This window comes from Acinetobacter sp. YH12046 (genome assembly GCF_013419905.1).
In the GTDB taxonomy this organism is placed as follows: Bacteria; Pseudomonadota; Gammaproteobacteria; order Pseudomonadales; family Moraxellaceae; genus Acinetobacter.
Map to the genome: position 1 here is coordinate 74,042 of NZ_VOZF01000004.1, position 24,248 is coordinate 98,289.

The following is a 24,248-nucleotide window of genomic DNA, read 5'->3' on the forward strand; positions in this document are numbered from 1 at the left end:
AACCGATTTACTTCTTCTGAAATACATAAATCTGGAATTGGGCCATTAAATCGAATTGATCCTGCTGCTCAAGTGCCAAACGGCGTTCAGGTTTGGCTTTATAAGCATAGGGAGTCATAGCAATCAGGTTTTTTAAATCCGCTTGAGGCAAAGTCATTGGCGCATCAATCACCTGTTCACTTACCAGATTAAATACATCCTGCAACTGCTCAACAAATTTCTGTGGCTCGTGTACTTTCACTTCCTCAAATAAGGCTTCACGCATCGCGTACAAATGTTGTGGTGCAGGCGTCACTACCATCAAATAAGATTTTGGCTTTAATACCCGCAAGATTTCCTGTTTCGGAATCGGGCTAAATAAGCTGGTACAGAGATCAATGAATTGATCCAATACCGGCAAGGTTGCCCCTGTCCCTACCACCCAGGTAATTTCTTTATTCAGTTTAGCTGCAACCTGAACTGCATTTTTGGCAATATCTACGCCGACACATTGCATGACTTCAGCCTGCATGGCATTGGTGTAATAGCCTTCGCCACAACCAATATCGAGCAGATTTTCAATCCGCAGCTCACGGATTTTCTTGACCACAGCCTGTTGCAAAGGCGCATAATGGCCTGCACTCAGAAATGCACGGCGTGCCTGCACAGATTCAGGCGTATCACCTGGATTTTTACTATGTTTATGCTGCACCACATGCAAATTCACATAACCCTGCTTGGCTATATCATAGCTATGCTGATTGTCACAGCGCCATGTACGTTCATTTAAGCGTAACTGCTCACGACAAACAGGACACATCAGTAGGTTCATTTTTTAATTTCTCCAAAACAAAAAAGCCGGCATGCGCCGACTTTTTCAAATGCATTTCTTAGCGTAATTTTAAGGTCATTAGACCCAAAACTACTAGCATAATCGTAATAATCCAGAAACGGATGACGACTTGAGTTTCACGCCAGCCTTTCTTTTCATAATGGTGGTGCAGCGGCGCCATCAGGAATACCCGTTTATTACGCATTCTTAATGAACCGATTTGCAGGAAGACTGAAATTGCTTCCACCAGGAATACACCTGCCATAATCGCAAACACGATTTCCTGACGTACCATCACGGCAATTGTACCCAGCATTGCACCTAAAGATAATGCACCCACATCACCCATAAACACTTGGGCTGGATGAGCGTTATACCAGAGGAATGCCAGACCGGCACCAATCATCGCAGCACAGATGACCACCAGTTCAGAAGAATATTTCACATAAGGAATATGTAAGTAGTTAGCGAAACGTACATCGCCTGCCAGATAAGCAAATACCCCTAAACCTGCCGCAACCAGGACAATTGGCATAATTGCCAGACCATCCAGACCATCGGTCAGGTTTACGGCATTGGATGCACCATTAATCACGAAGTAAGTGAAAATAATGAAGCCAATTCCCAACGGAATCACGGACAATGGAATGGTGTGATCCTTAAAGAATGGAATCAGCACATCCAGCATATTGGCAGTCACAACCGGATTCGATTGCTGCTGTGCGATCACATACAGTGCAATACCAGCACCCAAAGAACCCACTGATGTCCAGAAGAATTTCTTGCGTGCAGGTAGACCGGCATTGTCCTTATAACGGATTTTAATCCAGTCATCCGCCCAACCAACGGCACCAAAAATCACCATCACCGAGAGCACGATCCAGACATAAGGGTTCGTCAGGTCCGCCCACAGTAAGGTGGAGATCCCGATTGAGAGCAGGATTAGTACCCCACCCATGGTCGGTGTACCCATTTTCTTGGCATGATTCTCAGGAGCAAACGAACTTACTGCCTGACCATATTTTAGTGCCTGCAATTTGCGGATCATGATCGGACCCAAGACCAAACCGATAGTCATAGCGGTCAAGACGCTGAGCAAAGCACGTAAAGTTAGATAACGAACCACTTGAAACGTGCTATCAAAGCCCGCCAGCTGGTCAAATAGCCATAACAGCATTTAGAGTTTCTCCATCAATGCAGCCATTAATGTTTCCATATGGGTAAAACGCGACCCTTTAAATAGAAAAGACATTGGCTGGGGATGATGTGTTTCAATCAAATCAATTAAAAATGGTAAAGCCTGCTCCTGATTGAGGAAAGCCTGCATCTTCTTACCATATTGCGTACCACGTGCACCTTCTTGTGCAGCTGGAGCAAATTCACCCACAGCCACCACAAAATTAATGCCTTTGACCGATACCAGATCCCGACCAAGTTTATAATGCTCGATCGCGGCAGATGAACCCAGTTCACCGATATCACCGGTCACCATCACTCGAATACCCTGCTGCTGCGCTAAAACTTCAGCCGCTGCACGCATCGAGCTTGGATTGGCATTGTAGGTATCATCAATAAATAAAAAATCTTTGTGCGGAATAAAGTTCAAACGACCTTTGGCACCAACAGCCTGTTCAAGGCCAGCCACGATATCATCCAGACTAATACCAATCGCCAAAGAGAAAGCCACTGCTGCAGTTGCGTTCTGCACATTGTGTTCACCAGCAAATGGCAGATTTACAGTTATAGTGCCTTGTGGTGTATTTAACGTGAAAGTCGCAGATTGCGGATGTAGTTCTACGTCAGTTGCATAGACATCACCGCCCTGACCAAAACTTAGAGTCTTCTCGGTTTTGACGGCTGCACGAATCTGCTCGGCATAATCATCCGCTGCAGGCACAATCGAAGTTTCAGAAATATGTGAATAGATTTCAGATTTAGCGCGACAAATCCCATCACGGCCACCAAACTCACCTAAGTGTGCAGTACCGATATTAATGATACCGGCCACATGCGGCTGTACCAGATTGGAAGTGTAATCAATTTCACCCTGATGGCTCGCACCCAGCTCCATCACCGCATACTGATGTTCAGCACGCAGTTCCAGCAACATCATTGGGACACCCAAATCATTATTCAGGTTACCGCGAGTGACTAAAGTCGGTGCCAGACGTGACAGGATACTGCCCAGCATTTCCTTGGTCGTGGTTTTACCGCTACTGCCAGTCAAAGCAATGACTTTGAGCTGTGGATTTTGCTGACGACGATATGCGCCAAGATGACCCAGCGCCAGGCGAGTATCTTCAACTACTAGCTGACAAATATCTGCGTCAACAGGTTGGCTGACAATCGCGATTCCACAGCCCTTCTCAGCCACTTGTGCGATAAAGTCATGCGCATCAAAACGCTCACCTTTCAATGCCAGAAAAGCATCACCTGCTTCGGCATGACGGGAATCAGTTAAAATCCGCTTAATCTGGCCTTCAGGTTTTTTATCATTCAGCCAATAACCCTGAGTGGCTTGCTGTAACTGTTCAATTGTCCATGGCTCTAGAGGCACGGTACTTGTTGTTGAAGTATGCATGTAAAATCCTAATGCGCTGGAAATGCTAAATCACGGTTGTGATGCTGGGCATCAATCGCGGCCTGTACCTCGACCACATCATCAAACCAATGTCGCACCCCATCAATCTCCTGATAATTTTCGTGTCCCTTACCGGCAATCACCACAATGTCACCTGGCTGTGCCTGGTCGACTACAAAGCGGATTGCTTCACGACGGTCATGAGTTTCATGATAGGTTTTGCCTGAAAAATCGATACCCTGCTTCATGTCAGCGAAAATCTGGTTTGGATCTTCAGTACGTGGATTGTCCGAAGTCAGCACTGCAATATCAGCACCTTCGAGGGCCGCTTGAGTCATCAACGGGCGTTTGCCACGATCACGGTCACCACCACAGCCAAAAGCAACCCAGAGTTTTTGGCTGACATGGCGCTTCAGCGTAAGCAAGACCTGAGTCAGGGCATCCGGAGTATGCGCATAATCCACGACAAACAGACGCTCATCATCACGAATGACCTGCATACGGCCTGGGGCACCTTTCAGCTCGGGCACAGTTGCAATTAAATCGGCTAATGCAAAACCGGCTTGCTCTGCCACAACCAGGCTGGCAACCAGATTTTCGATATTAAAATGACCCAGCAAAGGACTATGCACAGTAAATATATCTTGTGCAGTGATCAGTTTGAATTCAGCACCGGAAATACTGTACTGGATATCCTGAACCTGATAATCAGCTGCTTGCGACAAAGAATAAGTCAGAATTTTCGGCTGATTCGGATTGGCTTTTGCAGTATTCAGCATCACCTCTGCATGTGCGTCATCAATATTGATGACTGCAACTTTCAGAGATTCAAAGCTGAATAAACGCGATTTTGCTTCTGCATAAGCTTCCAGCGTACCGTGATAGTCGAGATGGTCACGACTTAAATTACTATAAGCCGCAATTTCAATCGCACAACCATTCAGACGGCCCTGCTCCAGACCATGCGAACTCGCTTCAATTGAAGCAAATTCCGCGCCTGCCTGTGCATAGGCATGCAAGGCATTTTGCAATTGCAGGGCATCCAGTGTGGTATGAGAAGAGGCTTCCAGATTCGGCAAGACACCATTCCCTGTAGTCCCCATAACTGCACAAGCTTTGCCTTGCAGCATCAGCAACTCAGCAACCAGACGGGAAATTGTGGTTTTACCATTGGTACCAGTTACGGCCAGAATACGGGCAGCCTTGACTGGCTGAGTCGCTTGCAGATAGCGCTTTTGCCACTCGCCCATCAAGTGACGGACATTGGGTACTACCAAAGCTGGAGTAACACCTAGCTCTTGTTCTGAAATTACGGCCAGTGCACCCAATGACAGGGCTTTTTTGGCATATTCTGCGGTTTTTTCAGGTTGAGACAAGCTGGTCAGGGCAATAAAAATTTGCCCCAGTTTAACTTTGCGGCTGTCCAGTTCGAAACCCTGAAAGGATTGTCGCATCCATTCAGCAGGTTCTTGAACGGCGTAGAGATCTTGAAATGTAATGGACATTGATCACCTATTTACTGGACTTTGGGAGATTCTAAAGGTTTGTCCAACGGGACATTTAGCAGGCGTAAAGATTCCTGCATCACACGGGCAAAGACAGGTGCAGATACCGTACCACCATAATAAGACCCTTGCGGATTTTCCACGACCACCACCATAGCAATACGCGGATCACTCACGGGTGCTACACCAGCAAATAAAGCACGGTATTCACTGGTTGAATAGCCTTTACGGTCGGCACGCAATTTATGCGCAGTACCCGTTTTACCTGCAACACGATAACCAGGTACGGTTGCACGGGTTGCTGTACCACCAGGCAGCGTCGCAGTTTCCATCATCAGCAGAACCTGTTCTGCGATTTGTGGATCAATCATCTGCTCGCCTTGTGGCTGTTCTTCTAATTTATACAGGCTTAAAGGCAATTTCACACCTTTGTTCGCCAGCATGGCATAGGCATCAGCCAGTTGCAGCACAGTCGCATTCAGACCATAACCATAAGCCATGGTTGCTACTTCAGACACATTCCATTTACTTGGCGGCAGAATCAGACCAGAACTTTCACCCGGAAATTTCACTGCGGAACGCTGACCAAAACCAAGACGTTTATAGAAAGTCGGTAAAGTTTCATACGGCAGTGACAAAGCTAATTTAGCTACACCGACGTTTGATGATTTCTGGATAATCCCACCCAATGTCAACTGACCATAGTTATGCGTATCACGAATAGTGTGGTTTCCGACCCGCATACTACCTGGACTCGTATTGATGACCGAATTGGCCGTATATTTCCCGCTCTCTAGAGCCATCGCCACAGTTAGCGGCTTCATGGTTGAACCCGGCTCGAAGGAATCGACAGCGCCACGGTTACGCATTGCGTCTTTATTTAATAAGCCATTCTTGTCATTCGGGTTATAAGATGGCCAAGAAGACATTGCCAGAATTTCACCGGTTTTGACATCAACTGCAATCGCTGTTGCGGAGCGGGCATTATTGGCGACGCCTGCTGCAGTGAGTTCACGATACATAATGTACTGTAAACGTGAGTCGATACTCAGGGTAATGTTTTCACCTGGCTCAACTTCTTTAATCACTTCCGGTTCTTTAACGCGGTTGCCTTTTTTGTCACGGATAATCTGCTGTTCACCATCCTGACCGGCAAGACGGGTATTCAGCTGCATCTCCAGACCTTCGATCCCAATTCCCTCACTATTGGTCAGACCAATAATCTGGGAGTTTGGCTGGGGCTGAGGATAATAGCGCTTATAGTTTTTCTCGGTATACACACCTTGGAAATTACGCTTCATGATCAGTTCCGCCTGTTGTGGCGGCACTTCTTTTTTCAGGATCAGATAACGTGAACGTGGACGCTCTTCCATCTTTTTGCGCAATTCAGCACGATCCATACCCACTGCATCAGCCAGCTCATCCAGATTCAGGTTTTTATCTGGGAGCTGGCGTTTTAGTTTACGGCTATTCGGCTCTTTCTGTAGTGCCAGCATGGTTTCATCATAGAGTTTTTTATTATCAAAATAGTCACGTGGGTCAATCACGATTTTCATAATCGGCGTACTGATCGCCAGCGGAATACCATTACGATCATAAATTACGCCACGCATGGCCTTGATGGTATTGGTTCGCAGAATATTGGCATTGGCTTTATTTTGCAGAAAGTCTTTATTGATAATCTGCACATAGAAAGCTCGGCCGATCAGTGTCACAAAACACAGCAGCACCACGGCCCACATGATGTAAAAACGGTTGATATAAACATTTAAGGCATTTTTCTCGGTGACGGACTGCTTTTTACGTACCGGTTGCTTCTTTCTCTTGTCTACCATGTTCGAGCGCTAGCCTTATTTTTTCTCATCTGAAGGTTGTGGTAAGGAAATCACGACACTCTGTGAAATCGGGGGTGAATACATCCTTAACTGAGTCACTGCACGGGTACCAATCTGCGCGGTCGCACCAAAGGTCTGCTGTTCAATCAGCAAACGTCCCCACTCTGCATTCAAATCATCCCGTTCACGCAGATAGGTGCTCAGTTTGCGGTTATCCTGACGGTATTCAAAGACTTGGAAGACGACAAATACCGCACTGATGAAGACCATCAACATTAATATGAGGTAAACAATGACTTTTTTCAGCCATAACTTTTCTGTTTTTTTATCAACCACTTCAGTTTTCATGATGTGCCTATTAAGCTAAACGTTCTGCCACGCGCAGCCATGCGCTACGTGAACGAGGATTGGCTTTAACTTCCTCATCACTTGCCTTGACCCGGGCGATTTTCTTTAAACGTCGCGTATCCTTTTGTTGTTGCGGCATTCCCCAGCCTGAATCTTCTTCAAGCGTTGATTCTTTTTGAATAAACTGCTTAATCAACCGATCTTCCAGTGAATGGAAGCTGATCACAGCCAAACGTCCCTCTGGTTTTAAAATCTCAACCGCTTGAGGGAGGAAAGTTTCAATATCTTCTAATTCTTTATTAATAGCAATACGAATTGCCTGGAAAGTTCGGGTGGCAGCATGTTTATTTTTTTCCCATTTTGGATGGGCAACTTTCACAATTTCCGCCAGTTTGGCTGTGGTATCAATATATCCGGCAGCCTTGATCGCTTTGGCTATACGACGACTATAACGCTCTTCACCATACTGAAAAATCACATTGGCCAGTGCTTCTTCTTCAATATCCACCAGCCATTCTGCTGCAGTCGGACCTTGCGAGTTGTCCATACGCATATCCAGCGGGCCATCTTTCATAAAGCTGAAACCGCGTTCTGCCTGATCCAGCTGCGGTGAAGACACCCCTAAGTCAGCCATCACACCATCTACACTTTCAATACCCTGCTCAGCTAATGCCTGTTTTAAATCAGCGAAGCTGGCATGGATAATTTTAAAACGTGAATCTCCCTGTTCCAGTTCTGCGGCAACAGCCAATGCTTGCGGGTCTTTATCGAAAGCATAGACGCGTGCATTTTCATCTAATTTGGAAAGTAATAAACGTGTATGCCCACCGCGACCAAAGGTTCCATCCACATAAATTCCCGTATTGCGACCAGCCAGTAAGGCATCAATCGTTTCGTGAAGTAATACAGAAATATGTGACATAAAAACTCAATCAATAGGGCGAAAAATTTAACTGCACATTATCACTCTGTTTAGCTAAAGCTCCAAACGACTTTTTGTAGATAAATATTAATTTCTATAGAGAAAACCGTTTTTATTTTTCGACAGCCGATAAAAAAGCCTCCATCGAGGAAGCTTTTTTATATTTTAAATTTATTTTCTAATCAACAGATTAACGCTTCGAGTTATAGATCTGGTCGAAGATTGCGCCATTCACAAAGTGAGTTTTCTGTGCATTGGCCCAGCCACCGAATACTTCATCAATGGTAAAGGTTTTAATTTTTGGGAACTGTGATGAATATTTGGCTAATACTTTCTCATTACGTGGACGGTAGAAATGTCGTGCTGCCATGTCCTGACCAAGTGGAGAGTAAAGATAGTTGATATAACCTTTAGCTAACCATTTATTGCCATTTTTATCTACGGTACGATCTACGATGGCTACAGAGGGTTCAGTCAGAATGGTCAAAGATGGATAAACGATATCAAACTTATTTTTACCGAGAGTTTTTTGTGTTACTAGGGCTTCATTTTCCCAAGTTAACAACACATCACCAATATTACGTTCAGCAAATGTGGTCATCGATGCACGTGCAGCAGAGTCCATCACTTTGACGTTTTTATAAAGCTTGCCGACAAATTCTTGGGCTTTGGCTTTGCTACCACCCGGCTGTTTCTCTGCATAACCCCAAGCTGACAGATAAACCCAACGTGGCAAGCCACCAGTTTTCGGATTTGGTGTAATAATTTCTACACCCGGTTTAGTCAGATCTTTCCAGTCTTTAATTCCTTTGGGGTTATCCTTACGTACCATGAAGACAATCGTTGAAGTATAAGGTGCAGAATTGTGCGGGAACTCTTTTTGCCAGCCTGGCTGGATCTGACCAGATCTTACGATCTCTTCAATATCGTTTGCCAATGCCAAGGTCACCACATCACCTTTTAAACCGTCAACCACAGAACGGGCCTGTTTACCTGAACCGCCGTGAGACTGTTTAAAGTTCACATCAATACCGGTTCGTTTTTTCCAGTAGGCACCAAAAGATTTGTTGAATTCGTCATAGAATTCACGGGTCGCATCATAAGAAACGTTCAGGAATTCACGATCCGCGGCTTGGCTCGCAGTTGCAGTAAATGTCAGACCTGTTGCCAATAAGGCAGCACTAACCAGTGATTTTAATTGAGTTTTCATAAGAGCATCGGGAGATTATCTTCATTAGATATAACTATATGAAATAAAATTATTTTTCGCAATTGAGCAAACAAAGTGCATACAGGGTAATATTTAGTTATTTTTTGTTTTAATTTCATGTTTTATATAATAAAAATATCTAAATTAAAGGCTTATTCTATTTTTATAGCATTTTATGCTTTAGATATAAAAAAAACGGATAATAAATTATCCGCTTTCTACTTATGGTTCAGTAATTAGAATTATTTACGGTTTTCCGCAGAGATTTGATCGTAGATGGCTCCATTCACAAAATGGGTTTTCTGCGCTTTTGCCCAGCCGCCAAAGACTTTATCAATGGTAAAAGTCTGGATTTTTGGGAATTGCGCCGCATATTTTGCTGCTGCTTTAGCATCACGTGGACGGAAGTAATATTTCGCTGCCAGCTCCTGCCCTTTTGGTGAATATAATTGACATACTCCCACCACTTTCGTTTTCACTCAAGTGGGGGATTCTAAAAGCAAAGCTCTTAGGCGACTTCCTCACGGATTTCGCTTGCTTTCTGCTTCTTAGGGCGACCTTTACCGCATCCACCCTCCACAGACAAAACGGCATGTCCTGCCGACAATATATTACGAGATGCGTTTAAATCCGCATTCGCAACATAACCGCATCCGACACACTCAAATTTAGCTTGAGTTTGTCGGTTTTCTTTTGCTACATGACCACATTCACAGCAGGTTTGACTTGTGTACTTCGGATCAACTTTTACAAGTAATCCACCTCGCCATTGTTGCTTATATTCCAACATACTAACGAGCATGCCCCAACCTTGATCTAGGATTGATTTGTTTAAGCCTGACTTAGCTTTTACATTCTTTCCTTGATTTTCGATTGTGCCACTTGCTGACTTCGACATATTTGCTACTTTTAAATCCTCAACAGCAATCATTGCGTGGTTTTTGCTGAGCGTTGTAGTGATTTTTTGCAAGTAGTCATGACGAATATTGGCAATGTGATGATGTAGTTTATTGATTTTAAAATTCAGTTTTTTCCAATTTTGACTAAATTTAACTTTCTTTCTCTGCTTCCGTTGAAGTCTAGCTAATTTAATCTGATTGGTTTTAAAGCTATTGATCGGGTCAAAGACCTGACCATTTGAGGTAGTGATTAATTTCTTAACACCAAGATCAACACCAATCGCTGATTTTGATGGGTGGATCGGCATTTCAGTAAGTTCTGTTTCAGTACAGAATGAAACGTACCAACGTCCTGACACCTTACTGATCGTCACATTTTTTATTGTGCCTAGAATCTCTTGCGACTTCCTGAATTTAATAACACCTACGCCATTAGGGAGTTTGAGTTTATTTCCTTTAACCCAACAGTATTTATCGAATTGTACAAGGCGAATGGAATCATAACCGTCTGATTTTTTCTTAAATCTAGGCATAAGTGGGCGCAACTGAACCTCAGTACCATCAGCCAATTTAAAAAATTTAGGTTTCTTAGGTTTGCGCTTTTTTTCTTTTAGTCGAGCATGTTCTTTAGGGTTGAAAAACTTCCCCCATGCTGATGCAAGATCACGAACTTTTTGTTGAAGTGACACAGCATTTGAATTTCCATCTAAAAAGCTAAACTGAGGATTCTTTTTCAGTGCTGTTATCTTTTTTACTAGATTCACCGCATTAATGTGTTTATTTTGAGCAAACATTTCAAATGAAATTGCTAATATTTGATTCCAAACAAAGCGTGCAGAGCCAACGAGATTATTTAAAATAACCTCTTGCTCGACATTAGGCTCAAGCCTAAATTTATACGCTTTATTGATTTTCATTAATGAGTGTGTATCTGGTAATATGGTGCTGATTCTAACATTTTAGGTATATTTTTTCAATGAGTGAGATATATAAAAACCGACATTCAGCCTTTAATCTTCATGTTCATTTAGTTTTTATAACGAAATATCGAAAAAAAATACTAGGTGAGTTGCATCATAAATATTTCAATGAGTGTGCAACTGAAATATGTAAAGATTTTGATGCTGAATTAAAGGAATGTAATGGTGAATCCGACCATGTTCACATGCTTATTCAGTATCCACCAACGGTACAGTTAAGCAAATTGGTTAATAATTTAAAGTCTGTAACAAGTAGAAGAATGCGAAATGAGTTTTTAGACTTGAGAGGGAATTATACAAAACCTGTTTTATGGTCAAGATCATATTTTGCAGGGTCTTGTGGTGGTGCGCCTTTGGAAATAATCAAACAATATATTCAGAATCAACAAGGTTGAAATTTGTGAAATTCACCTCCACCCTGACTGACGGGTGGAGTCCTCTTTCACTTGGAGATAGTAGAAGTTATTATCTTTTTCATGATGGGCACTCATTGCTAATTTACTCAGCACTATATAAACAAAAAAATTACTTAACAATCATGTGTTTATAATATTTTATCCAATCATATTCTATTTTTGATATATATGCTCACAATTCATTTCGGATACATTTTCCCCTAAAAATTTAATATCCTGCTACAATATAAAACAGTTCTTCACGATCTCTACACAGTTATCTGTTACAAATAGGCAACTTAAATGTGGAAATCCTGAGATTTAGTAATTTTCCACAGAGAAATATTAGTTTTTTGTAAAAAATGTGACTTGGTTCTACTTTTTCATATCTGAATGTGATTAGATTGTAGCCAGTATTATAACAACATTTTTAACAAAACAAGATTAACCAAAGCCAAGGAGGAAGTTTGGATATGAAATTTAAAATATTTACAGCCAGCATCCTAAGTCTTATCACGCTGTTCTCGATTCAACTTGGCCATGCCGTAGTTGTGAAAACAGAGCTACCTAAAGCCTCTGTAAGTGCAATTGAAGTGAAAACCTCACCAATTGAAAAAGCAATTCAGCAACATAAAGCTGATAAAAATGCTTTTCATACTGAGGATGAACTTAAAGCGCTGACTGCGTTCAAATCAAATCCGACTCAAAGCTTTTTTGCAGCTCAAAACTTGCGCTTTACCCGCTTTGTGCAAAGTATCTTTTCTCCGAGCAATTCATAAGACTTAGTTTTAGTTCTCCACATTCGTTATATTTTGCTCATCCTGAAAAGCCGCATCATTCAATGTTGAATAAAGCATTAAGTGATGTGGCTTTTTCGTTATAATAGCTGCAATTTTATATTTAAGATTAGATCCGGTTATGACTGTTCGTACTCGTATTGCACCTTCTCCTACCGGTTTCCCGCATGTGGGAACTGCCTATATTGCCCTGTTCAACCTGTGTTTTGCCAAACAGCACGGTGGCGAATTCATTCTTCGTATTGAAGATACGGATCAGCTGCGTTCTACTCCTGAATCTGAAAAAATGATTCTGGACTCCCTACGCTGGTTAGGCCTGAACTGGTCAGAAGGTCCAGATGTCAGTGGTCCACATGCACCGTACCGTCAGTCAGAACGCATGAGCATCTATAAAAAATACGCAGAAGAACTGGTAGATAAAGGTCATGCCTTCTACTGCTTCGCAACAGCGCAAGAACTGGATGAAATGCGTGCTGAACAGCAGGCTCGTGGCGAAACTCCACGCTATGATGGCCGCGGTCTAAAACTGTCTAAAGAAGAAGTGGCACGTCGTCTGGCAGCTGGTGAACCGCACGTGATCCGTATGAAAGTGCCGACTGAAGGGGTATGTACCTTTAATGACATGCTCCGTGGTGAAGTAGAAATTCCATGGGCGCAAGTCGACATGCAAATTCTGCTAAAAACGGATGGTCTGCCAACTTACCATTTGGCAAACGTGGTTGATGATCACCTGATGCAAATTACGCATGTGATTCGTGGTGAAGAATGGATTCCATCTGCACCGAAACATCAGTTGCTGTACAAATACTTTGGTTGGGACATGCCAGTCCTGTGCCACATGCCTCTACTGCGTAACCCAGACAAATCAAAACTGTCTAAACGTAAGAACCCGACCTCAATTAACTACTACAAAGATATCGGCGTATTGCCAGAAGCATTGCTGAACTATCTAGGCCGTATGGGCTGGTCAATGCCAGATGAGCGTGAAAAATTCACTTTGGCTGAAATGATTGAACACTTTGACATTAACCGTGTCTCTCTGGGTGGTCCTATCTTCGATATTGAGAAACTCAACTGGTTAAATGGCCAATGGATTAAAGCTCTCTCTCCTGCTGAACTGTTAGATACCTTACTGGCTTGGAAAGCAGACCGTGCCAAACTGGAAGAAATCGCTGCTGCAATTCAACCACGGATCAATCTGCTGTCTGAAGCAGTGAACTGGTCAGCGCACTATTTCAACCATTTCCCGACTTTGACTAAAGAACAGTTCGAAAGCAAAAAACTTTCTGAAGAACAAGTGCGTCAAAGCCTGCAATTTGCGATCTGGCGTCTAGAAAGCCTGTTCACCTGGAACAATGACACTGTTAGCCAAACGTTGATGGATCTGGCGAATCAGATGAGCATTAAATTACGTGACTTTATGCCAGCGTTCTTTATTGCGATTGCCGGTTCAACCGCTTCTACCCCAGTCATGCAGACCATGGTCACTATTGGTCCGGATCTAACTTTTGCCCGTCTGCGCCACGCGCTGGAAGTGGTCGGTGCTCCTAGCAAGAAAGAAGTAAAAGCTTGGGAAAAACTGAATGAGAGTCTGAAACTGCCGAAAAATGAAGCAGTTGATCAAGCTTAATTTATTTTTTAGTTGACGTCTAAGCGTTATATCCATAATATAGCGCTCACACAGACTGGGGTCATAGCTCAGTTGGTAGAGCGCTACAATGGCATTGTAGAGGTCAGGAGTTCGATCCTCCTTGACTCCACCAAATAAGTCTTGCTTTACCTGTGTATTTGCCTCATTTGTCCCTATCGTCTAGAGGCCTAGGACATCGCCCTTTCACGGCGGTAACCGGGGTTCGAATCCCCGTAGGGACGCCATATTCAAGATGGCAACATCTTAATAAAAAACCCAAGCATTGTGACTTGGGTTTTTTATTGTCTGTCTGTTTTATATTGGCGGTATTTCGGTTTTTGCGTATCTTCCGATAAAATAATCAGTAATTTAGAATTTTGGAGTAGTAATGCAATATCGTTGCCCTAAATGTCAAAGCCCAAAAATCATGCCCGTTGCTCAGCCAGGTCAACCGGCGGCGCGCCCAGTCGTGCCTAAAAGCCTGATCATGCTGGTGCCTGCCCTGTTTGTATTATTGCTGCTGGTCATCATTAGCATCGCGATGTGGATTTTTGGAGATGGTGCAGGTACGACTTTACAGACCGCTACTGTGATCGTGTTTATTATCTGTCTGATCGCAGGCTTCATGTTCTATAAAGATTTGCCTGATTTTAAAATTTCCATGCAGGCTTTCATGCAAAGCCAAAAGAAATGGAAATGCCGTGAATGCAATCATGAGTGGGAAATCTGATTTCTAGAGTTCACTCATTTTCAAAGCCGAAAAATCTTGCATGTTTATGCAAGATTTTTTTATTAGTAAAACTAAATCTTCTAACCCCTAATATCAAAATGTCGACTAGAACAACAAATTTATATTTCTTCCAATTTGCTTCACTTTTAAAATGAAGTTTTTTTATTTCTACTGCTTGTTTTTGCTCATTAAATACACAAAAATATCAACATGAGACTAAAAGCATGTAATTCATTACCGAAATAAAACCGCTTTATATTGTAGTCTTTAGTGGATAGTTTAATTAATTGTTAATAATGGCAAAGGTGAGGAATAAAAATGCTTAAACTTAAAAAAGTCATACATTTTCTGTTTTCTCATGATGAGCCAACAGGTTCAGAAATGGAAAATTATATTTCTGAAGCAGACACCTATTATCTGGAAGCTGTACAGTTTGAAAAGCTTTGCCATATTTTAAAGCAACGCCAAGCTGAACAATTTCAAATTACGCAGCTAGAGCAGCAAGAAAATTATCAACGCAATGCTTTCTGGAACTACTTAAGTGCAGCAACACGTGGTCACGCCGAAGCGCAATATAGACTGGGTAAACACTTTCTTAAAGGTAGTCTAGGTTTAGATCAGAATTATTTTCATGCTGAGGAATGGCTGAATAAGGCTAAACAGCAAGGTCATTTAAAAGCTGCACAACTGTTATCAAATACTTATAGCCAAATGAGTGTCCAATATTAAAGAAAAAAACCAGCCCGAAAGCTGGTTTTTTTATGCGCTTTGATTAAGCACCAATTTTGCGATATTTCTGACGCTTCGCTGCCAGATCATCGCCATATTTCTTACGGCGATACTCTTCAAACTCGGTATAGTTACCGGTGAAGAATTCTGGAGTCTCATCTTCAAATGACAAGATGTGAGTCGCAATACGGTCCAGGAACCAACGGTCATGCGATACCACCATCACACAGCCCGGGAAGACCAAAATCGCATCTTCTAACGCACGTAAAGTTTCTACGTCCAAGTCGTTTGATGGTTCATCGAGCAGGATTACGTTCGCACCTTGTTGCAGGATTTTCGCAAGTTGTAAACGGTTACGCTCACCACCTGACAATTCACCTACACGTTTTTGCTGATCTTGGCCTTTAAAGTTAAAGCGCCCAATATAAGCACGAGATGCAATTTCGTAATCACCCACTTTCAGGATATCCAGACCGCCAGACACTTCTTCCCAAACGGTTTTATTGTCATCCAGGGTGTCACGAATCTGACCCACATAAGCAACTTTTACAGAATCACCCAAAGTCACTGTACCAGTATCGGGTTGCTGTTCGCCCGTCATCATACGGAACAATGTAGTTTTACCTGCACCGTTTGGACCTACGATACCGACAATCGCTGTTGGTGGTACTGTGAAAGACAAGTCTTTATACAGCAGTTTGTCACCAAACGATTTGCTAATCCCTTCAACTTCAACCACCTTGTTGCCCAGACGCGGACCAGGTGGAATATAGATTTCAGATGTTTCGTTACGTTGCTGGAATTCACGAGAGTTAAGCTCTTCGAAACGCTCCATACGTGCTTTGTTTTTCTTCTGCTGGCCTTTCGCATTTGAACGAACCCATTCAAGTTCTTTTTTCAATGCTTTAGCAAACGATTCTTCCTGCTTGTTCTCTTGTTCTAAACGCGCATTTTTCTGTTCCAGCCAAGAAGAATAGTTACCTTGGTAAGGAATACCATGTCCACGGTCAAGCTCCAGAATCCACTCGGCCACGTTATCAAGGAAGTAACGGTCGTGCGTAATCGCTACGATGGTGCCCGGGAAGTCTTTCAGGAAGCGTTCCAGCCAAGATACAGACTCTGCATCCAAGTGGTTAGTTGGTTCGTCGAGAAGCAGCATGTCTGGTTTAGACAGCAGTAAACGGCACAATGCAACACGACGGCGTTCACCACCTGAAAGCATGGTTACATCTGCATCCCATGCAGGCAGATTTAATGCTGCTGCAGCCTGTTCCAGCTGGTTATTCAGGTTATGCGCATCCCAAGTCTGGATAATTGCTTCCAGTTTTTCCTGCTCTTTTGCTAGTGCATCGAAGTCTGCATCTGGATCTGCATAGTCTGCAAATACCTGATCAAGGCGCTCTAATGCATCAAGTGCTTCACGTACGCCGTCTTCAACGTTGCCACGAACGTCTTTGGTTGGATCAAGTGGTGGTTCTTGCTCGAGGTAACCAATTTTGATACCCGGTTGCGCACGTGCTTCACCAGAGAAATCTTTATCTACGCCCGCCATAATACGAAGCAAAGTAGATTTACCTGCACCGTTCAGACCAAGCACACCAATTTTTGCGCCTGGGAAAAATGATAAGGAGATATCCTTGAGGATTTCGCGCTTTGGCGGAACCATCTTGGACACTCGGTTCATCGTATAAATATATTGGGCCACGTAGGACTCCTCAATTGAAAAACCAAATGGGGGAAGAAACAAACTCCCCCTGCTCAATCATGAGCGAAAAAATAATCGGCTATTATACGCAGAAAGTCTTCAAAACATAAGCCATTCACGTGAAGTTAATGCCTTGTTACAAGTTTAATCCTGTTTATTTTTCAAACAGCATTTCTAACACCTAAACTTGCATTATTTTATTGATGCTATATCGTTAATTAAGATATTCATTTGAATAAATATGCACTTTTCTTCATATTTCAAGTGCTAATATTTGAGCAGTTTCATTACAGCTAAAAACACAAGAAGACCAACGATCATGACTCATAAAGCAGAAACTTTAGCGATTCACGCAGGCTATAGCCCGGAACCTACTACTAAAGCTGTGGCAGTGCCAATTTATCAAACCACCTCATATGCCTTTGACAATACTCAGCACGGTGCCGATCTGTTTGACCTGAAAGTTCAGGGCAATATTTATACCCGCATTATGAACCCTACCACAGCGGTGCTAGAACAACGTATTGCAGCTCTGGAAGGCGGGATTGGTGCGCTGGCATTGGCTTCGGGTATGGCTGCGATTACCTATGCGATTCAGACCATTGCTGAAGCGGGTGACAATATTGCTTCGGTGTCCACTTTATATGGTGGCACTTATAACCTGTTTGCGCATACGCTGCCTAAACAAGGGATCGAAGTTCGCTTCTTTGATTATCAAGATCCGGAAGCTCTACGTAATCTGATTGATGACAAAACCAAACTGGTTTTTGTGGAATCAATTGGAAACCCACTGGGCAATATTATTGACCTCGAAGCGATTTCCAAGATTGCGCATGAATATGGCGTACCAGTCATCGTCGACAATACTGTAGCGACACCAGTCCTACAGAAATCTTTTGATTTCGGTGCCGACATCGTGGTGCATTCACTCACCAAATACATTGGCGGTCATGGTAATTCGATTGGCGGCATTATCGTGGATAGTGGCAAGTTCCCATGGGGTCAACATGCCGAGCGTTTCCCTGCTCTGAATACACCTGATCCGAGTTATCATGGTGTGAATTATATTGAAGCTTTAGGTGAAGCGGCGTATATCGCGCGTGCTCGTGTCGTACCTCTGCGTAATACCGGGGCAGCGATCAGCCCGCAAAATGTATTTTTAATTCTGCAAGGCTTGGAAACTTTGAGCCTGCGTATGGAACGTCATACCGAAAATGCGCTGAAGGTTGCAGAATATTTGCAGCAGCATCCGAAAGTAAAATGGGTCAATTATGCCGGGCTGAAAGATCATCCGCAGCATGCTTTGGCACAAAAATATGTGAAAGGTAAACCGTCTGCCATTCTGACTTTTGGTGTAGAAGGTGGCCGTGAAGGCGGTGCCCGTTTTATTGATGCCCTGCAACTGTTCACCCGTCTGGTAAATATTGGGGATGCGAAGAGTCTGGCCTGCCACCCGGCAACGACCACCCACCGCCAGCTCAATCCTGAAGAGCTTAAATCAGCAGGTGTGAGTGAAGATATGGTTCGTTTATCGATCGGGATTGAACATATTGATGACCTGATTGCGGATCTGGAACAGTCTCTCGCAGCAGTTTAAGCGCCATTTTAAAGCAGAAAACTCCAGCAAAAATGCTGGAGTTTTTTTATTTATTTTTTTGAATACAATCACTTGCTTTGTGATTTATTTTCATGATAAAAATCAATTGAAACGGCGAACACAAATAGAGCAATTACTCTAATTTTTATTTTATTTTCAATAATTTAATGTATAGATTTTCTTAAATAATTAGTTATCATATTAGTACTCATCTTCGCTCTTATCTCTGTTAGAGCCATCTTTGATTTTTTAATAAAAATAATTTGAACGCAGTCTTCAAATTAGGGATAACAAACGTGAAAACTAGACTACAGAAACAATTGGAAAAACGTATTGCAGGTAAAACTGTCCTTATTACAGGCGCATCCAGTGGTATAGGTTTAACGACGGCACATCAGCTGGCAGATGCTGGCGCACATGTTTTACTGGTCGCGCGTACCAAAGACACCCTAGAACAAGTAAAAAAAGAAATTGAATCCAAAGGCGGTAAAGCTTCGGTATTTCCATGTGATCTCAACAATATGGAATCCATTGATGAAGTGTCCAAACAGATTATTGCTTCAGTCGACCATATCGATATCCTGATTAACAATGCGGGCCGCTCGATTCGCCGTGCAGTGCATGAATCAGTGGATCGTTTTCATGATTTTGAACGTACCATGCAGCTAAATTATTTTGGTGCAGTGCGCCTGGTGATGAATATCCTGCCGCAAATGATGATTCGCCGTGCAGGTCATATCATTAATATCAGCTCGATTGGTGTATTGGCGAACGCCACCCGCTTCTCGGCTTATGTCGCATCTAAAGCGGCACTGGATGCTTTCAGCCGCTGTCTGTCTGCAGAAGTCCATTCACATAAAGTTGCAATCACTTCAATTTATATGCCTTTGGTTCGTACACCAATGATCGCACCGACCAAGATCTATAAATATGTGCCTACCCTGTCTCCGGAACAGGCAGCTGAACTGGTTGCTTATGCGATTGTGAAACGTCCGAAGAAAGTCGCAACCAATTTGGGACGTCTGGCTTCGATTACCTATGCGATTGCACCAGACATCAACAATGTCCTGATGTCGATCGGTTATAACCTGTTCCCAAGCTCTTCAGCATCAGTGGGTCAGCCGCAAAAACTGAACTGGGTGCAAAAGGCCTATGCGCGGATCTTCCCGGGCGAGCATTGGTAATTTCTTCAAGAATATTTCGGCCGCCTAAGGGCGGCTATTTTATTTCTGCACTTTAGAGATTCAACCGCTCAGGTTTATAATCTGAATGTGCCTAACGACACATCCTGTCTTTTCAGGTACAGATTTTTGCCGCAAATGCGACGAGATCACGTACACTATGGACGGATATTTCCTATCCATCTTTTTATATTCTGATTCAATTAATGGAAACCCTTATGAACAACGTGCAATGGCTCGATGAAGTAAAATTTAACGAACAAGGTCTGATCCCTGCCATTGCCCAGCACCATCAAACTGGTCGTGTATTGATGGTCGCCTGGATGAATCGTGAAGCGCTGGCTTTAACTGCTGAAAAAAATCAGGCGGTATATTTCTCCCGTTCACGTAACAAGTTATGGCATAAGGGTGAAGAATCTGGTCATTTCCAGACTGTGCATGAAATCCGTCTGGACTGTGATGCGGACGTGATTATTTTACAGATTGAACAGCATGGTGGTATTGCCTGCCATACCGGCCGTGAATCATGTTTCTATCGTAAACTGACACCGAATGGCTGGGAAATTGTGGATGCACAAATTAAAGATCCAGCAGCAATCTATGGTGAAAAATCAACAAATCCACATACCCTTGCTATGAATGCCTCAACTGCTCAGTCTGAACAGGTTGAAGTATTATCATACTTGGGCGAGATGATGGCAGAGCGTAAGAAAGCTGATCCGGAATCCTCTTATGTGGCCAAGCTGTACCATAAAGGTTTAAACAAGATTCTGGAAAAAGTCGGTGAAGAAAGCTTTGAAACCGTGATCGCGGCTAAAGATTTCAAAACTGAAGCCTCTGAAGACAACAAGAATGACCTGATCTATGAAGTAGCTGATCTGTGGTTCCATACCATTGTCATGCTTGGTTATTTTGACCTTGATCCACAACTGGTCCTGAATGAACTGGCACGCCGTCAGGGTCTATCCGGTCTGGTTGAAAAAGCCAATCGTCAACATTAAGTCGTGAATGAATCTACCTGTGTCTGATCTGCAAAAACCCAAAGCGACCTATGAGCAGGCCACTGCCATTGATAACGCACGTCTGGGAAAATCTTTTAAAGTCATTGCCTATGCGGGCACAGGTAAAACTACGACCCTGCAAATGATCAGTGATGCCATGCCGGAACGGCGCGGCATGTATCTGGCGTTTAATAAATCCATTGCCTCAGAAGCACAAAACAAGTTTCATCGGGGTGTGGACTGCCGTACTTTCCACTCCCTGGCTTTTCGCAGTGTTCCACGTGGAGTCACGGATAAACTACGCCTACCGCGTTTAAGTCCAAGCTTTATTGCCAAAGAATATCGCCTTGAACCGATGACCTTGCGCCGGATGATGGGCGGACGTTATGAAAAATATGTACTGATGCCTTCGCGTCTGGCCAGTCTGGTCGCGAATGCAGTTGGCTATTTCTGCTCAACCAGTTCGCAATATCCCGCCCCGCGACATATTCAGGCACCGAGCTGGCTACACCCAGATGATATTGAAGCATTGCAAAAGAAACTTTATCCAGCAGTTGAACGGCGTTGGTTAGAGTCAATTGATCCCAATCATCAGGCCGGGATTGGGCATGATATTTACCTGAAACTTTGGGCATTGTCTGAGCCCAATATTCCTGCCGACTATGTGCTGTTTGATGAAGCACAGGATGCCGACCCACTGATGCTAGGAATTTTGCTGAAACAGCGTAGCACTCAGGTCATCTATGTCGGCGATGCGCATCAGCAGATTTATGCCTGGCGTGGCGCAGTGAATGCCATGCAGCAGCTGCCGCTACCCGAATCTCGTCTGACCACTTCATTCCGTTTCGGGCCTGAAATTGCGTTAAATGCCAATGCGATTTTGGGAGCATTGAATGAAACCGTGCCCCTACTCGGTAATCCGCACTTAAACTCCAAAGTCGTCAATAAACCGCACACTAAATTACGCGATGCGATTCTATGCCGGACCAATGCGCGTGCTATGGAACTATTACTTGCCGGTTTAGTACGTGGCGATAAAGTCAGCCTGCAAGCCGATCATGTCAAATTAAACCGTTTTGTTGATGCCGCTGCGATGCTGAAACAGGGCAAACGTGTGGTTGATGTACCTGAACTGGCCTGGTTTAATTCCTGGCATGATGTACACGAATACTGTGAGACCAATGAAGGCAGTGATATCAAGCCTTTAGTCAAACTGGTCGATGAACATGGCACTGATCCCCTGAAAACTGCCCTCGCCAAAATCACCCCAATCGGACAAGCGGACTACATCATCTCTACCGCGCATAAGGCCAAAGGTCTGGAATGGGATCGTGTGCATATTGAAGATGACTACCAGTTCAAGCTGAATGAGAAAGACCATAAAATTAGTGACGAAGAGTTACGTCTGCTTTACGTGGCCTGTACTCGTGCTAAAGTAAGCTTAAATATTCATCACATTTATGACCTCATTCAACAACTGAAAATCAGGATGCCACAGTCACTGCGCCAAGCCGTTGGCTAAGGTAAAACATAGATGTAAAAATCACGGCACAGGTGATCCATGCACATCGAAAAAATACAACTCAAACATGCTCTGCACTTTTCTAATATTCAGCTCGATTTTGATCTGCAAAAAACACCTGTGACTTTAATTCTGGGTGATCAGGGTTCCGGTAAAACCACCTTGCTGCGCTTGAGTTATCAGGCTTTGACCTGGTTTTCTGCACGTTTTCGCGACTTGCGTACCGCAGGTTTAAGTATGCTGGATCAGGATATCCTGCAAAATCGTCTGCAATCCAAAATTGATATCCAGGTGCGTTTTCCTGATGATTTGGGACCATTACCTGAATCAGCACAGGGAGAAGCAGCCCCTGCCCAATCCTGTTCCTGGCAGTTATATAAAACCTTAAATAGTCAGGGCATTGGCTTTGCCAAAGCGGAAACCCAGCAACTCGATGCCATGGTGAATCTCTATCAAAAGGCAAGACAACATGACCCTTTGCTCGGTCTGCCTATGGTCGCCTATTATCCGGCTGAACGCTTCGTCAATGAAATCAATTTACTCAGCAAAAATAATCAGGCCATTTTTCAGACTGCGCATGCCTATGAAATTACTGCTATCCCTTTTACGACTTTTGCACGTTTCTTTGAATGGTTTCGTGAAATCAGTGATATCGAAAATGCACAAAGTGCCAAGATCATTGACCAGATTCTAGATCAGGCGCTACAGCAATCGGATGATATACAGGCAGATCAGCTGGTCCAACAAATTGAAAAAGCTAAAGCACATATGCATACACCGAGCCTGACTGCCTTGCGTGAAGCTTTATCCATTGTACTACCAGAACTTAGCCAGATTTATCTGGACTACCAGCCCAAGCTGCAATTGATGGTGCGTTATCAGGATCACACCTTTAGCTTTCAGCAGTTGTCGAGCAGTATCCGGAACTGGATTGCACTGGTGGGAGATGTTGTACGGCGCCTTTGTCTGCTTAATCCGCACAGCTTATTTCCCTGTCAGGAAGGTACTGGCATTTTACTGATTGATGAAATTGATCATCAACTGGATCAGGACATGGCCGCCGTCATTTTACCGCGTCTGCATCAGGCATTTCCTAACTTGCAGATTATTGTGACTGGAAACCGGCCGGAATTGCTGGAACAGGCTCAGGATTTTCAGTGTTTAAAACTGGAAAATAAACAGCTGCATCCTATCCATCTAAATCCAATGCAGGTTCAGTATGATCATTTTTATGCAGAGTTGCCGCTTGAGATGAGGCAAAATCATTCAGATATAGAAAAAGTTGAAGATGCACTTCAGGAACCAGAAATAGTCAACTTGACGGCTCAGTCTGTTTTGCAACTGATTCAGGAACAGCTAAGCACAGAACAGCAGCAAGAACTTTTACAACTGTTGAGTCAGGATAATTCACAAAGCCTGCCTCAATCTTCTTAACTAGTGCTGAAACGATAATGCAATTTAAAAATTAAAATCAGGATGCAAGAATAGGTTTTGATTTTCTGCATTTCTGATCAAGAAGTTATAAATTTTTATCAATAAATGCAGGGAGTTTGATCTTTATTTTCGGTCAAATTTGTACGAGATGTTCAACCATGCACCCCATATCAAAACCAAGCTTACGTATAATCTACAAGTTCTACATAAAAACATTGATGTTGTGGTTATCCTGTAATATGATCGGTTTTACTTGCAATTTTCGTTGTAAAATCGGAATTTGCTATCGTTTATAAGTTGCGCAATACAACTGTTTTATTCTGTTTGAATATCATTCTGGCTTTCAAGATCGAGAAGTTTTGGGTCGCTCTTTGCGGTCCTGTAATCCTTGAAAGATAAAGATTCACCCTAGGTTGACCTTAACCTATATCACGAC

The 24,248-nt window shown here is 43.3% G+C and carries 20 protein-coding genes, 2 tRNA genes and 1 pseudogene; 12 read left to right on the forward strand and 11 right to left on the reverse strand.

All coding sequences use genetic code 11. The features are described from left to right. Window positions 1-7: 7 nt before the first annotated feature. The 10 genes and pseudogenes from FTU03_RS04490 to FTU03_RS04535 form a co-directional block, all read right to left on the reverse strand. Window positions 8-811 carry a putative RNA methyltransferase gene (locus FTU03_RS04490; RefSeq protein WP_179992182.1) on the reverse strand — a complete coding sequence of 268 codons (804 nt, stop codon included), beginning with the start codon at window positions 809-811 and terminating at the stop codon, window positions 8-10. 58 nt (window positions 812-869) lie between these two features. Further along, window positions 870-1,988, reverse strand: a complete 1,119-nt coding sequence (gene mraY / locus FTU03_RS04495; RefSeq protein ID WP_179992183.1) for a phospho-N-acetylmuramoyl-pentapeptide-transferase — start codon at window positions 1,986-1,988, stop codon at window positions 870-872. Next, window positions 1,989-3,392, reverse strand: a complete 1,404-nt coding sequence (murF, locus tag FTU03_RS04500) for a UDP-N-acetylmuramoyl-tripeptide--D-alanyl-D-alanine ligase (RefSeq protein ID WP_179992184.1) — start codon at window positions 3,390-3,392, stop codon at window positions 1,989-1,991. It lies immediately after the preceding gene. Window positions 3,393-3,400: 8 nt separating this feature from the next. After that, window positions 3,401-4,897 (reverse strand): UDP-N-acetylmuramoyl-L-alanyl-D-glutamate--2,6-diaminopimelate ligase, encoded by a 1,497-nt coding sequence (locus tag FTU03_RS04505; protein WP_179992185.1) that lies wholly within the window; start codon window positions 4,895-4,897, stop codon window positions 3,401-3,403. A gap of 11 nt (window positions 4,898-4,908) precedes the next feature. Beyond that, a complete protein-coding gene (gene ftsI, locus FTU03_RS04510) occupies window positions 4,909-6,732 on the reverse strand; it encodes a penicillin-binding protein PBP3 (RefSeq protein WP_179992186.1) in 1,824 nt (607 codons plus the stop codon). A 15-nt stretch (window positions 6,733-6,747) separates the two neighbouring features. Then, window positions 6,748-7,080 (reverse strand): cell division protein FtsL, encoded by a 333-nt coding sequence (gene ftsL / locus FTU03_RS04515; RefSeq protein WP_004787146.1) that lies wholly within the window; start codon window positions 7,078-7,080, stop codon window positions 6,748-6,750. 10 nt (window positions 7,081-7,090) lie between these two features. Further along, window positions 7,091-8,002, reverse strand: coding sequence for a 16S rRNA (cytosine(1402)-N(4))-methyltransferase RsmH (rsmH, locus tag FTU03_RS04520; RefSeq protein ID WP_034702209.1), 912 nt, complete (start codon window positions 8,000-8,002; stop codon window positions 7,091-7,093). Window positions 8,003-8,192: 190 nt separating this feature from the next. After that, a complete protein-coding gene (locus tag FTU03_RS04525) occupies window positions 8,193-9,212 on the reverse strand; it encodes a sulfate ABC transporter substrate-binding protein (RefSeq protein ID WP_159122700.1) in 1,020 nt (339 codons plus the stop codon). Window positions 9,213-9,454: 242 nt separating this feature from the next. Beyond that, window positions 9,455-9,661, reverse strand: a pseudogene (locus FTU03_RS04530) (sulfate ABC transporter substrate-binding protein); the annotation flags it as partial. 59 nt (window positions 9,662-9,720) lie between these two features. Continuing rightward, window positions 9,721-11,028, reverse strand: coding sequence for an RNA-guided endonuclease TnpB family protein (locus FTU03_RS04535; protein ID WP_131260640.1), 1,308 nt, complete (start codon window positions 11,026-11,028; stop codon window positions 9,721-9,723). Window positions 11,029-11,087: 59 nt separating this feature from the next. Between FTU03_RS04535 and tnpA the strand changes: the two genes are divergently transcribed. From tnpA to FTU03_RS04570, 7 genes are all read left to right on the forward strand, one after another. Then, window positions 11,088-11,486: an IS200/IS605 family transposase gene (gene tnpA / locus FTU03_RS04540; RefSeq protein ID WP_004970281.1), complete on the forward strand. Its 399-nt coding sequence runs from the start codon at window positions 11,088-11,090 to the stop codon at window positions 11,484-11,486. 473 nt (window positions 11,487-11,959) lie between these two features. Further along, window positions 11,960-12,265: a hypothetical protein gene (locus tag FTU03_RS04545; RefSeq protein WP_159122701.1), complete on the forward strand. Its 306-nt coding sequence runs from the start codon at window positions 11,960-11,962 to the stop codon at window positions 12,263-12,265. A gap of 139 nt (window positions 12,266-12,404) precedes the next feature. Continuing rightward, window positions 12,405-13,913: a glutamate--tRNA ligase gene (gene gltX / locus FTU03_RS04550; protein WP_159122702.1), complete on the forward strand. Its 1,509-nt coding sequence runs from the start codon at window positions 12,405-12,407 to the stop codon at window positions 13,911-13,913. Between the two features lie 57 nt (window positions 13,914-13,970). Next, window positions 13,971-14,046, forward strand: a tRNA-Ala gene (locus tag FTU03_RS04555). A gap of 36 nt (window positions 14,047-14,082) precedes the next feature. Beyond that, window positions 14,083-14,158, forward strand: a tRNA-Glu gene (locus FTU03_RS04560). Between the two features lie 143 nt (window positions 14,159-14,301). Beyond that, window positions 14,302-14,643, forward strand: a complete 342-nt coding sequence (locus FTU03_RS04565) for a hypothetical protein (protein WP_004787163.1) — start codon at window positions 14,302-14,304, stop codon at window positions 14,641-14,643. A gap of 318 nt (window positions 14,644-14,961) precedes the next feature. Beyond that, a complete protein-coding gene (locus FTU03_RS04570) occupies window positions 14,962-15,372 on the forward strand; it encodes an SEL1-like repeat protein (RefSeq protein WP_159122703.1) in 411 nt (136 codons plus the stop codon). 43 nt (window positions 15,373-15,415) lie between these two features. Here FTU03_RS04570 and ettA read toward each other — a convergent pair whose 3' ends face one another. Continuing rightward, entirely contained in the window at window positions 15,416-17,077 is a 1,662-nt protein-coding gene (ettA, locus tag FTU03_RS04575; protein ID WP_005233568.1) for an energy-dependent translational throttle protein EttA, read from the reverse strand. Between the two features lie 319 nt (window positions 17,078-17,396). Here ettA and FTU03_RS04580 point away from each other — a divergent pair, with 319 nt between their 5' ends. From FTU03_RS04580 to FTU03_RS04600, 5 genes are all read left to right on the forward strand, one after another. Continuing rightward, window positions 17,397-18,674: a bifunctional O-acetylhomoserine aminocarboxypropyltransferase/cysteine synthase gene (locus FTU03_RS04580; protein WP_179992187.1), complete on the forward strand. Its 1,278-nt coding sequence runs from the start codon at window positions 17,397-17,399 to the stop codon at window positions 18,672-18,674. 296 nt (window positions 18,675-18,970) lie between these two features. Continuing rightward, window positions 18,971-19,858 carry an SDR family NAD(P)-dependent oxidoreductase gene (locus FTU03_RS04585; protein ID WP_034169744.1) on the forward strand — a complete coding sequence of 296 codons (888 nt, stop codon included), beginning with the start codon at window positions 18,971-18,973 and terminating at the stop codon, window positions 19,856-19,858. 215 nt (window positions 19,859-20,073) lie between these two features. Then, window positions 20,074-20,856: a bifunctional phosphoribosyl-AMP cyclohydrolase/phosphoribosyl-ATP diphosphatase HisIE gene (gene hisIE / locus FTU03_RS04590; protein ID WP_159122705.1), complete on the forward strand. Its 783-nt coding sequence runs from the start codon at window positions 20,074-20,076 to the stop codon at window positions 20,854-20,856. A gap of 19 nt (window positions 20,857-20,875) precedes the next feature. Then, window positions 20,876-22,378: an AAA family ATPase gene (locus FTU03_RS04595; RefSeq protein ID WP_034590271.1), complete on the forward strand. Its 1,503-nt coding sequence runs from the start codon at window positions 20,876-20,878 to the stop codon at window positions 22,376-22,378. 39 nt (window positions 22,379-22,417) lie between these two features. Further along, window positions 22,418-23,812, forward strand: a complete 1,395-nt coding sequence (locus FTU03_RS04600) for an AAA family ATPase (RefSeq protein WP_179992188.1) — start codon at window positions 22,418-22,420, stop codon at window positions 23,810-23,812. Window positions 23,813-24,248: the final 436 nt, after the last annotated feature.

Coding starts and splice junctions, on each gene's coding strand:
- FTU03_RS04600 (WP_179992188.1), top strand. CDS start 22,418: ATGCACATCGAAAAAATACAACTCAAACATGCTCTGCACTTTTCTAAT.
- gltX (WP_159122702.1), top strand. CDS start 12,405: ATGACTGTTCGTACTCGTATTGCACCTTCTCCTACCGGTTTCCCGCAT.
- hisIE (WP_159122705.1), top strand. CDS start 20,074: ATGAACAACGTGCAATGGCTCGATGAAGTAAAATTTAACGAACAAGGT.
- FTU03_RS04545 (WP_159122701.1), top strand. CDS start 11,960: ATGAAATTTAAAATATTTACAGCCAGCATCCTAAGTCTTATCACGCTG.
- FTU03_RS04490 (WP_179992182.1), bottom strand. CDS start 811: ATGAACCTACTGATGTGTCCTGTTTGTCGTGAGCAGTTACGCTTAAAT.
- FTU03_RS04565 (WP_004787163.1), top strand. CDS start 14,302: ATGCAATATCGTTGCCCTAAATGTCAAAGCCCAAAAATCATGCCCGTT.
- murF (WP_179992184.1), bottom strand. CDS start 3,392: ATGCATACTTCAACAACAAGTACCGTGCCTCTAGAGCCATGGACAATT.
- tnpA (WP_004970281.1), top strand. CDS start 11,088: ATGAGTGAGATATATAAAAACCGACATTCAGCCTTTAATCTTCATGTT.
- mraY (WP_179992183.1), bottom strand. CDS start 1,988: ATGCTGTTATGGCTATTTGACCAGCTGGCGGGCTTTGATAGCACGTTT.
- ftsI (WP_179992186.1), bottom strand. CDS start 6,732: ATGGTAGACAAGAGAAAGAAGCAACCGGTACGTAAAAAGCAGTCCGTC.
- FTU03_RS04580 (WP_179992187.1), top strand. CDS start 17,397: ATGACTCATAAAGCAGAAACTTTAGCGATTCACGCAGGCTATAGCCCG.
- FTU03_RS04505 (WP_179992185.1), bottom strand. CDS start 4,897: ATGTCCATTACATTTCAAGATCTCTACGCCGTTCAAGAACCTGCTGAA.
- FTU03_RS04570 (WP_159122703.1), top strand. CDS start 14,962: ATGCTTAAACTTAAAAAAGTCATACATTTTCTGTTTTCTCATGATGAG.
- FTU03_RS04535 (WP_131260640.1), bottom strand. CDS start 11,028: ATGAAAATCAATAAAGCGTATAAATTTAGGCTTGAGCCTAATGTCGAG.
- rsmH (WP_034702209.1), bottom strand. CDS start 8,002: ATGTCACATATTTCTGTATTACTTCACGAAACGATTGATGCCTTACTG.
- FTU03_RS04525 (WP_159122700.1), bottom strand. CDS start 9,212: ATGAAAACTCAATTAAAATCACTGGTTAGTGCTGCCTTATTGGCAACA.
- ftsL (WP_004787146.1), bottom strand. CDS start 7,080: ATGAAAACTGAAGTGGTTGATAAAAAAACAGAAAAGTTATGGCTGAAA.